Annotated in this window: 5 protein-coding genes; 1 reads left to right on the top strand and 4 read right to left on the bottom strand. The window is 41.7% G+C overall.

The annotated features are described in order from the left end of the window. The first annotated feature begins 22 nt into the window (after window positions 1–22). Window positions 23–5,575 (top strand): AAA family ATPase, encoded by a 5,553-nt coding sequence (locus ACFFRD_RS21720; protein ID WP_392477369.1) that lies wholly within the window; start codon window positions 23–25, stop codon window positions 5,573–5,575. A gap of 178 nt (window positions 5,576–5,753) precedes the next feature. Here the strand turns inward: ACFFRD_RS21720 and ACFFRD_RS21715 are convergent, their stop codons facing one another. The 4 genes from ACFFRD_RS21715 to ACFFRD_RS21700 all read right to left on the bottom strand — a co-directional run bounded on the left by ACFFRD_RS21715 (window position 5,754) and on the right by ACFFRD_RS21700 (window position 11,521). Then, window positions 5,754–6,452 (bottom strand): hypothetical protein, encoded by a 699-nt coding sequence (locus tag ACFFRD_RS21715; RefSeq protein ID WP_392477367.1) that lies wholly within the window; start codon window positions 6,450–6,452, stop codon window positions 5,754–5,756. A 387-nt stretch (window positions 6,453–6,839) separates the two neighbouring features. Next, window positions 6,840–9,179 carry a cation:proton antiporter gene (locus ACFFRD_RS21710; RefSeq protein WP_392477365.1) on the bottom strand — a complete coding sequence of 780 codons (2,340 nt, stop codon included), beginning with the start codon at window positions 9,177–9,179 and terminating at the stop codon, window positions 6,840–6,842. Window positions 9,180–9,331: 152 nt separating this feature from the next. Beyond that, a complete protein-coding gene (locus ACFFRD_RS21705) occupies window positions 9,332–10,309 on the bottom strand; it encodes an SDR family NAD(P)-dependent oxidoreductase (RefSeq protein WP_392477364.1) in 978 nt (325 codons plus the stop codon). Between the two features lie 270 nt (window positions 10,310–10,579). Beyond that, entirely contained in the window at window positions 10,580–11,521 is a 942-nt protein-coding gene (locus tag ACFFRD_RS21700) for an N-acetylmuramoyl-L-alanine amidase (protein ID WP_392477362.1), read from the bottom strand. Window positions 11,522–12,056 lie beyond the last annotated feature (535 nt).

Below are 12,056 nucleotides of genomic sequence, written 5' to 3'. Positions count from 1 at the left end.
AGGTTATCCAGTCGCAAGTTTTATGGTAGAAAATCGAGTCGATGTTCCCGGTTATGGGATTGGTGAAAGAATTTACACCAGCACTCGCACCCTGGTTTACCGAGGTTGGCGAGAGGCCGATCAAACTCCTGTTGTGATCAAACTTCTAAAAAATTCTTATCCCAGTGTGATTGAGTTGGCTCAATTCAGGAATCAGTACTCAATTACGAAAATCTTAAATGTTCCTGGGGTTGTTCGGATCTATAGTCTGGAAAGTTGTCAAAATCGACCTGTCCTGATTTTAGAAGACTTTGGCGGAATTTCTTTGAAGGAGTACACTGTTTTTAGAAGGAAAGGACTCGGTGAGACAGGAAATCAAGAAAATTCCTCATCTCTGCATCCTGATTTTTTGACTGAGTTTTTAGAGATTGCGATCGCACTTGCCGATATTCTGGCTGATCTCTACCATCACGAAATCATCCACAAGGATATTAAACCCGCCAATATCCTGATAAACCCTACCACAAAGCAGGTTAAAATCATTGACTTTAGCATTGCTTCACTGCTGCCAAGAGTTAACCAACTTTCAACCAGCCCGACTGTTTTAGAAGGAACTCTCGCCTATCTCTCTCCCGAACAAACCGGGCGAATGAATCGGGGGATTGATTATCGCACTGACTTCTATTCTCTCGGAGTCACTTTCTATGAACTCTTAACTGGGCAATTGCCATTTCAATCGGATGATTTGATGGAATTGGTGCATTGTCACATAGCAAAACAACCACCACTTTTAAATGATAGAGGAGAGATTCCCCAAATTCTCTGTGATATCGTCATGAAACTGATGGCAAAGAATGCTGAAGACCGCTATCAGAGTGCATTAGGGCTAAAGCACGATCTGCAAATTTGTTTGAAGCAATTGCAGTCAAGTGGAAATATTATCCCATTTCAGCTAGGGCACAGGGACGTTTGCGATCGCTTTGCGATTCCCGAAAAACTCTATGGACGGGAAGCAGAAGTGGCTATGCTGCTAGCAACTTTTGAACGGGTGCGCCAGGGAACTTCTGAAATGATGCTGGTGGCAGGTTCCTCTGGCATTGGAAAAACGGCAATTGTCAACGAAGTTCACAAACCAATCACCCGTCAGCGCGGATACTTTATCAAGGGCAAATTCGATCAATTTAATCGGAATATTCCCTTTTTTGCTTTGGTGCAAGCGTTTCGGGACTTAATGGCACAACTGCTGACAGAGAGTGATGCTCAAATTGACCAGTGGAAGACTCAAATTTTATCTACCTTGGGTGAAAGTGGTCAAGTAATTATTGAGGTGATTCCAGAACTCGAAAAAATCATTGGAAAACAGCCTTCACTACCGGAATTATCGAGTACTGCTGTCCAAAGCCGCTTCAATTTGCTGTTTCAGAAATTCATTCAAGTATTCACAACCCAAGAACATCCCCTAGTTATTTTCCTTGATGATTTGCAATGGGCAGACTCGGCTTCTTTAAAATTGATGCATCTGTTGATGAGTGAAGCCAGCAACTCTTATTTATTAGTGATTGGAGCATATCGGGATAATGAGGTTTCCTCAGCCCATCCCCTAATGTTGACCATTGAGGAAATGCGTCAAGAAGCGATTACAGTTAGTAGTATTGTTCTTTCTGCCCTTACCGAAACCGACCTAAATCAACTGATTGCAGATACCCTCAAATATTCAACAGAACAAGCAACTGCGATCGCCAATCTGGTGTATCAAAGGACTAAAGGTAATCCATTTTTCACTAACCAGTTTCTCAAGTCGCTGCATGAAGACGGGTTAATCGCCTTTGCTAGCAGAACGGGAGATTGGCAGTGCAATCTGGTTCAAATCCGGGCGCTATCTTTTACAGAAGATATTGTCGAGTTTGTGGCGGTGCAACTCCACAAATTACCACAGCAGACTCAGAATGTTCTCAAACTAGCTGCTTGTGTCGGCAATCAGTTTGATTTAGAAACCCTATCAGTTGTCTATGAAAAATCTCCAGTTCAAACCGCAGCAGATTTGTGGCCAGCCCTCAAGGATGAATTGATCTTACCCAGTGGGGAAGGGTATACATTTTTTCAGGATGAGTCTGTTGTCATGGATGATTTGACAAATGACAACACACCAATAATTATTACCTACAAATTTTTCCACGATCGCATTCAACAAGCCGCTTATTCACTAATTCCAGACTATCAGAAACCAGCAACTCACCTAAAGATTGGTCAATTGCTGTTGAGCAATACCCCGGAAACTGAGCAAGAATTACTGATTTTTGAAATTGTCAATCAATTGAATATTGGCATAGAACTGATCACATCTCAAACCGATCGCGATCGACTGGCACAACTCAACCTGTCGGCAGGAAAAAAAGCCAAATCTTCCACAGCTTACCAGGTAGCAATTGAGTATTTAACTACTGGGATTCGTTTATTGAGAAGTGACTGTTGGCAAAGTCAGTATGAATTGGCTCTGGCATTGCACGAATCAGCCGCCGATGCTGCTTATCTTAGTGGCGCGTATGAACAGATGGAACAATTGACTCAAACAGTCATCCAGCAAGCCAAAACTCCACTGGATCAAGTCGGCATTTACGAAACCAAAATCCAGGCGTATACAGCTAAAAATGATGTGCTGGGGGCGATCGCGATCGCGCGTCAAGGAATGAGTAAATTCGGCGTGGTTTTCCCAGAAACACCCACCCCACAAGACATTCAGCAAGCCCTGCAAGAAACTGCTAATCTGATTAACGGCCGTGATATTGCAGAATTGGTTGACTTACCTGTGATGGTAGCTGTAGAGAAGCTAGCTGTCACCCGAATTGTGGCAAACGTTGCTCCAGCCGTTTACATTGCCGATCCTAATCTGTTTCCACTACTGATTTTGTCTCAAGTCCAAGCATCTATTGAATATGGCAATGCTCCATTTTCTGCCTTTTGTTATGGCTGTTATGGCATTCTTTTGAGCGGAATTCTTCAGGATATTGAAACAGCCGATCGAGTTGGCAATCTTGCCTTGGCACTAACTGACAAATTTAATATTAGCGACATCAAACCCACAGTATTTTATGTCGTAGGTGCTTTCATCACCTATTTGAAGTCTCCACTGCAAAAATCTTTGCAGTTAATGCTGGATGGTTACAAGATTGCTCTAGAAACTGGAAATGTATACTACGTAGGTTTCAATACCAAAGATATCTGCCAATATTCCTATTTTCTCGGTCGAGAATTGAACTCGTTAGAGGAAGATATCCGGGCTTACTGTCATGTTTTGGAAAATTTTAAGCAAGGTACGACTCTAAACTATTGCCGTATTTTCTGGCAAACAGTTTTGAATTTGCTTGGCAAAGCTGAGAATCCCTGTATTATAACAGGCGAAGCACTCAACGAAGCCGAATTTGTGAATCAACTGGTTCAAGCCAATGAATTGACAGGGCTTCACTATTTCTTCCTCCACAAATTGATTCTCTGTTATCTGTTTGAAAACCTTTCTCAAGCAGTGGAAACAGCCGATAAAGCTAGAGTTTATCTAGTTGCGGGAACAGGCTATGCCACTGTGCCAATGTTTTATTTTTATGATTCCCTAACGGCTTTAGCAGAGTATCGCACAGCTATAGCCTCTCGCCAAGAAACATTATTAGAACGGGTTACAGAAAACCAGGAAAAAATGCAGACATGGGCGCACCACGCACCCATGAATTATTTGCACAAATTTGAATTGGTGAAAGCCGAAGAATGCCGAGTGTTGGGACAGATGGCCCAGGCAGTAGATCATTACGATCGCGCGATCGCCCAGGCAAAAGCCAATAGATATCTTCAGGAAGAAGCCCTCGCCAATGAACTGGCTGCCCGATTTTATTTAGAATGGAACAAAGAAGCGATCGCGCAAATTTACCTAGAAAATGCCTATTACATTTACCTTAGCTGGGGAGCGATCGCTAAAGTTAACCAGTTAGAACGCCAATATTCTCAATTATTGCTGAAGGTGTTTCAGCAGGATGAAACTACTTCTTCAACCCTTACCACTACAATCGAATTCAACCAAAGTAGTTCCACTGGGACTGAAGCATTAGATTTAGCAACGGTGATGAAAGCCTCTCATGCACTGGCTGGAGAAATTGAGTTAGAAAAGCTGTTGACAACCCTAATGCAGGTTGTAATCGAAAATGCCGGGGCTGATAAATCAGTCCTTCTGCTGCTTCAAGAGGATAATTGGGTTGTTGTGGCTCAAAAAACTAGCCAAGCGATCTTTGAAGAAGAGCAATTTCTGCCACACCCTACGCCTACCGATGAAAACTTGGGGATCATAAACCTGCACTCTCTCCCTCTTTCAGCGAGTCAGGATGTTCCCAAAGCGGTTGTGAATTATGTATCGCGCACCACCGAAACCCTAGTGTTAGATGATGCCCGCAAGGAAACTACCTTCGCCAACGATCCCTACATAATTCTATGGCAACCCAAAAGCTTGCTATGTACACCTATTCACAATCGTGGCCAGCTAATTGGCATCCTATACTTAGAAAACAGTTTGACAACTGGAGCCTTTACCCAAAACCGTCTTGAGGTTTTGCGGTTGCTCACAGCACAAGCTGCCATCTCGCTGCAAAATGCCATGTTGTATAACAATCTAGCTGTAGCAAAAGCTCAATTAGAAGATTACAACCATACTTTAGAGCAAAAGGTGGAGCAGAGAACTCTGGAGTTGAATGATAAAAATCAGCATCTCTCGGAAACTTTAGAGGAATTGCAACATACCCAAAGCCAACTGATTCAAACTGAAAAAATGTCTTCATTGGGACAAATGGTAGCAGGTGTTGCCCACGAAATTAACAACCCAATTAACTTTATCTATGGCAACCTCACCTATACCAATGAGTATTGCCAAGATTTGCTGCATCTAGTTGAGCGGTATCAGCACTACTATCCTCAACCGTTTCCTGAGATTCAACAAGAACTAGAGGCAATAGATTTAAACTTTCTCAAACCAGACTTACAAAAATTGTTGCAATCAATGAAAGTGGGGGCAGAGCGCATTCGTGAAATTGTCCTTTCTCTCCGCAATTTCTCGCGTTTGGATGAGGCTGAAATGAAAAGTGTCAATCTTCATGAAGGCATTGACAGCACGCTGTTAATTTTACACCACCGTCTAGAAGAAAAAGCACACCGCCCCGGAATCGATGTAATTAAGGAATATGGACAGTTGCCAGAAGTTAGTTGCTACGCCAGTCAGATCAATCAAGTATTCATGAATATTCTGAACAATGCTATTGATGCCTTAGATTCATCGTTCACAAATGAAGATAGACAAACAAAAATTCCCACTATCCAAATTCGTACCAAAATGACTGATGCTGATACAGTAACTATTCAAATTGCAGATAATGGATCTGGGATGTCTGATGAAGTGAAACAGCGCCTATTTGACCCATTTTTCACAACAAAGCCTATAGGCACAGGAACAGGTTTAGGATTATCAATTAGCCACTCAATTGTAGAAAAACATCGCGGACGAATAAGTGTAATATCCGAACCGGGAAAAGGAGCAGAATTTTCTCTTTCTATCCCTTTACATTGAGTATTTTGGTAAAGTTTTTGGTGTGGTAACTGTCGCGGTTCCGCCTCACTACACTAGCCATAGAGGAAATCCAAAGAGCAATCTTTGGAATCCCCCGCCATATCAGGTACTCTTGATATAGCGGTGGGAGGATGTAAAATTAGAGCCGTATATTTTTTCCAAATTGGGATGCCCCCCTTTAAAATGCCTTCTTTTTGCGTTTCATCCACAATCCCATTGCACCAACAACAGCTATGCTCCCCAGACTAATAGATTCAGGGACAGAAGTAGCAGTTTGCTCAAAAACAATTTCTGAAATGCTGTAATACTCCGGGAAGTTACCACTTGTCTGAAAATTGGAGAAGGTTACTTTATCAGTTACAACGTTTGCAAATATTGAATTAGAAAAATCAATCAGTTCATTAACTAGTCCATTAACATTATTAGGAGGTATTCCTTCTGGCTCAAACCCTATAGTAGAAAAGTTCTCAGTTATTCCATTGATTGTTATATTTACAGTGTCAATGTTGCCAGGAATACCATTTTCAGTAGGGCCAAATGAAAATAACTTGATGTTTGCAATTGCTAATTTTTGGTCAAGGAAAGTAGTAATTGTCGAGTTATCTGACTTAAAAAAAAGATGAGTGTTATCTATATCAGTTCCTATAAAACTATCATTTAGTGTTCCAGAGCCATCAGAGTAGTTATAGGTTCCATTGCTGCTACTGTTAATTATTCCATTATAATTATGGTTCCAAGAACCAAATCCTGACAGTTGTGTATTAGTAATATCATAAGAAGAAATTCCTACAGTAGCTGCATTTGCTAATTCTGGGAAAATATTTCCTATACCTAAAATTGAAATAGCTCCAAAGGTGGCAATTGTTATTTTTCTCATTTTTTTAATTATAATTGTTTGAGGCGAGTTATGTTATTTAAAATAATACATGATTATTATATTTTTATTTTTATAATAAAAAAATGTTAATTATACAGATAAAAAGAAAATATATACTAATGTTTAGCGCTCAGATCAATTTTTTGTTTTCTAGAAATGAGCATGAGTAATGGGGTCAAATAAACTGCATTACGTAGGCTAGCAAGAACCACAGGCATCATTGATATTTTTCATTTTTTCGGAGACAGGAACGAAAAGCGATCGCTTCAACCTAAAAAATTATTAGAGGAAAAATTGGTAAACAGCGATCGCTACCTGTAGTGGGTAAACTGGTGCTATACAGTATTGGTTTATATCTAATTCAGTGATGGGCTCACGCCAGAATAGTTAATCAGTCACATTATCCGTAGGTAGAAACTCTTTGAGTTCTTCTGCCTGAGCAGCCTTCAATACTGGAAGAGATAGGGGTAGTGAATTTGCGATCGCAAATAATTGTTCTAGTTGACTCAGACCTGTCAAGCTACCACATAATAATACTTGGTCGCTAACTCGCAAATCCATGCCGCCATCAGGATAGCGAATAAATTTACCATCGCGCCGGATTGCTTGTACCTGTACTCCAAATTGCTTGTTGATATCTAAATCTGCAAGGGTTTTACCTAGCGTTGGCGTATCTGCATTAACTGTAACCCACTGGCAAGCACTATTTTCTCCAGGAACAGCAGCTTGTCCCTTGGCGAATTCTGCCAAAGCTGCTAGTTCTTCATCTGCTCCCACTACCAGCAAGCGATCGCCATCTTCCAATTTGGTTTGATTATTGGGATAATCGATTTCATCGCCGTTAGCGCGACGAATTGCCATCAAACTCGCTCCTGTTAAGTAGCGCATATCTGCCTCTTCTATACTCATACCAATTAAGGGCGAATCTGCTGGGAGAGGATACCAGCGCTGATTTAAATCGCGGGTGGCTTGGCGCAAATCACGAGCAACTTCGGTTGCAGAACGTTCTGGCCGCAAATCTAAATAATGATCGTTGCGGATTTGCTGCATTTCTCGTTGAACGACTGCTGGTGACAACAAGCCTAAGCCAGTTAATAAATAGGTTGCCATTTCTAAGCTGGCTTCAAACTCTGGTTGCACCACTTCTCTAGCTCCCAATTGATACAGCACCTCAATATTTTTATCCTGGGTAGCACGGACAACCAAATCCAATTCTGGGCGCAATTCTAAGGCGCGTTTCAAACAAAGACGAGTACTCATCGGGTCAGGAAGTGCGATCGCCATTCCTTTGGCATGATTCACTCCGGCGGTTTCTAAAACGTGTAAACTCACGCAATTGCCATAAACATAGGACACTCCAGCCTCACGCAACTGCTGAATTCTACTTTCTGATTGGTCGATTACCACCACAGGGAGATTATGTTGCAGCAACAACTTCACCAAATTTTTGCCAACTCGCCCATAGCCACAGACTACTACATGGTCTTTGAATGGTAAATCTTCTGATACATCCAGTGCCTCTTGTTCTTCTAAGTACGGTTTCAACCAAGGCATTGATTCGGCAAAGTTAAATAAAAATGGTACTAACCGCAATACAAAGGGAGTCAGCATGAGAGTAACTGCGGTGGTTCCCAAAATTAATAAGTATATCTGTCGAGATACTAGCCCTAAAGACTGCCCTTCACTGGCGAGAACAAAGGAAAATTCCCCAATTTGCGCCAATCCCAAACCGGCAATTATGGCTGTTTTTAAAGGGTAGCGGAACAGTTTCACTAGGGGCGTGATAATCAAGAATTTACCGATGAAAACTAGTGCTACCAGCCCCAAAATTAATTCCAGGTTGTTCCACAAAAACACTGGGTCAATTAACATCCCAATGGCGGCAAAAAATAAACTGGCAAAGATATCTCGCAGTGGTTCGACATAAGTTAGGGTTTGATCGGCGTATTCCACCTCAGAAATCATCAAACCCGCGACAAATGCCCCCATTTCAATGGACAGCCCCAAATGCTCTGTCAACAGGGCAATGCCCAAACACAAGGCTACAACCCCTAACAAAAATAGTTCTCGGCTTTCAGTACGGGCTAACAGTCGCAATAAAGGCGGTATCAGCCACATCCCCGCAGCTACTGCACCAGCAGCAAATAAAGCAATCCACAGTAGGGCTGTCAGCACGGCGATGCCAATGGTTTCTGCTGGTTGGTTGAGGGCTGGTAAAACTGCTAACATCAGTCCCAGTGCCAAGTCTTGGACTACCAAAATCCCCAACATCACCTGTCCGTGAGGCGTTTCTGTTTCATTGCGTTCCATCAAGCACTTAAGGACAACGGCTGTGGAAGACAAGGATAGAATACATCCCAAAAACATCCCCTTAGCGGGTAAGGTTCCCCAGGCTCCGCTTAACCCGCACACTAAAACTGTCACCAAAATCGTCAAAGCAATCTGGAGTCCACCTCCACCAAGAGCGATCGCTTTTACCTTCTTGAGTTCCGCAAAGGAAAATTCTACACCCAATGCGAATAACAAAAAGGCTACACCGAACTGTGCCAGAGTCTCTACTTGAATAACTTCTTTAATCAATCCCAATCCGGCAGGCCCAATAATCATCCCGCCGATGAGATAGCCTAGCAGCACGGGTTGCCGTAAAAGTGCCGCCAACAATCCACCACAAGCTGCAACGCCCAAAACTAAAACTAAATCAACAATTAGCCTAAAATCTTCTTGCACCAGTTTTAAAAGAACTATTTATTAAGACCTATTAATTCAGGATACAAAGTTTTACGATCGCAAACAGCTTGTTTGGAAATTGGATATGGGGAATTGGGAATTGGGAATTGGGGATTGGGGCAAGAAGTTTTTTAACTGCTGTCTAATGCCCATTAAATTTTAGGCGAGCTAAGGGCACTCAATAATAACAGTGACCACGGTATTTTAATATCGGGTATAAGCCATGAGTAGTTTCTCAATATAGGTAATGCCGCAGGTAGCACAAAACGTAAAGAACGTAGCGATGCGGGACAATCGCCATTTTCATCGACAATTCCATATTTATCAGCGAGTTCGGCAACAATTTGCACACGTCCTGTACGGCGCATTAAATTTGGTTCACAAGCAAGTGCAGCAATTACCCGTCCAGTTAATAAGGGAGTTTCCCAGTTGTAGCGATCGCTAAGAAATGAGTTTTTTTGCTCAGTAGTATCGGTTTGATTCATCTCAGAAGCAAAACGGGAAAAAAGCTCAGTCCCAACAATACCCGGCCAGATTGAAACAGAAGCGACATTATGGGGTTTTAACTCAACAGCCATATCAGCCGCTAGGCGATCGCAAGCTGCTTTTCCAACACCATAAGCTGTATTAAAGATATAAGACATACTGCCCCACGAGGAAATGGTGCAAATTAGTCCAGATTTACGCTTGGTCATCATTCGCGCAGCAAAAACACTCGCTACATAGTGGCTACGAAGACCAACGTTGTTGCTTGCATCCCACAGACTTAGTTCACAATCCCAAAAGGGCTGCCCAAAAGCGTTTTTTATTGCCTCAACTCCTGAGTAAGCATTATTCACCAATAAGTCAAGTTGTCCATCCTGCTCGTCTTGGATGCGCTCAAACAGTAAACGCACCTGCTCATCGTCGCTGTGGTCTACTTGGACGGGAATACACACACCACCGGCTTCTTCTATAGTTGATTGGGTTTCACCAAGACTTCCTGAAACCGCATCACTAGAAGAGTTGCTGAGGCTGCGTCCCGTGACGTATACAGTTGCCCCAGCCTCAGCCAAACCAATAGCAATTCCCCTACCAATTCCCCGCGTAGCACCTGTTACTAATGCCACTCTTCCCTCAAGGTGTTTCACGATCACTTTTCCCTGTGATTAATTTATTTAAAGCTGGAAAAACCAGCCTTAAAAAAGGCAAAAACCTCTCAAAGTCCCCCTTTACTTAGGGGGATTTAGGAGGATCTACAACTACAAATAATGTCTACCACTCAATCTAAGTAAGTTGGCATGAAAAAACCAAGTATGTTACAAAACGCAAATAGGCTTAAAACCCTCACTAATGACAAATGACAAATGACGAAGGACAAATGACAGCTCTAGCCAGTTACCTTTAATTGCGCCGACCTACTAACCAATTAATTTCTGCCAGCTAGCAGGCCCGACAATCCCATCGGCATCTAAACCATTTTGCTTTTGAAAGTTCTTGACTACAACCTCTGTTTGTGGGCCGTAAACACCATCATTCTCAACACCTAAACGGTATTGTAAATATCTAACAACTGCACCACCAGCATGGTTTGGTCTGATAATTCGTTTTGCCAAAATTAGATTTATGGCATTCCATGTAGCTTCATCGGCAACTCCAGTTGGCTGAACTCCGACAACAGCCTGAAATTTTTCTACCGCAGATTTGGTGTTAGCCCCAGTGAAGCCATCTTCTACTAACGCCTTACCATTTTTATCAGTTATTTTGAGCCGATTTAAGGATTTTTGCAGTCTGAGAATCGTAGCATCTGCATTCTCCTCTTCATCTGGTACAGGGTTAACAGGAGTACTTGGCACTTTACCAGTTAAGCCTTTGACGATCGCATTAGCCATTGCTTCAGGATTAAAAAGATTCATATCTTTTTGCGAATCGATGAAGCAACATTCTACAAGAATAGCAGGCATATCTGTATTTTTCAGAACATACAAATGGGAACCACTCTTAACGCCGCGATTAAAAAATCCCAACTTGACGATTTCATCTAATACAGGTTTAGCGATTCTTCTACCAGTCTCACTAGTGGCAAATACTTCTGTACCATTAGCTTGGTTATTAAAAGCATTAAAATGAATTGAGACGTAAATATCTACTTTACTTCCATTAGCTGTAGAACATCTTTTTGAGAGTGAGTCACGGACTGTACTAGCACTACTCGGTCTACATACTACAACATCATTACCTAAAGCTCTTAACTTGGCTATAACTCTATTACCTACATCTAGAGTTAAATTATCCTCAAACTTAATTCCTCTGGCTCCTGTGTCTGGTGGACAATTGTGTCCGCTATCAATTCCAAATTTCATGATTTTATCCTCAAATTACTTATTTTTACACTAGTTCAAAACTCTTCAAATTTTAGAGAAAAAGTTTTGTTAATAAATTTGTTGAAGTACTTGTTCGCAATGTCCGCATTGTTTTAAGCATTAATACGCTAGCAGACAAAATAAGTTTTTCTGCGAACCTGAACAGCAAATTTATATGCTAAAATACCTTAATTAAAAGGTATGTTGTCACCAAAAACACAACCATTATAATTTATCAAAATCAAGAATAACAAGGTTAATTTTTGCAATAATTTTCAATGCAGCAATTCCCTTCACTATTCAGATAATAGCGCTTTAGAAAAGTAGGAAGCCATAAAAAACATACCTAGTACAGTTCGGCGTAAATAAGCCATCCATTTGAAATGTCTAAAGCCCTTACGCAATGGGAATTACGAATTACGAATTACGCTTGGCGGTACTAGTTAGATATTCAAATCCCTAAACCGACGCACCTCCTGATATGAAAGTGGGCTTATAGAATCGTGAACCATTTACAGACTCTACCCTTGGCTTG

The organism is Nostoc sp. C110 (assembly GCF_043099725.1).
Lineage (GTDB): Bacteria > Cyanobacteriota > Cyanobacteriia > Cyanobacteriales > Nostocaceae > Nostoc > Nostoc muscorum_A.
The sequence above is the reverse complement of the archived record's forward strand: the minus strand, read 5'-3'. Positions and strand labels throughout refer to the sequence as shown.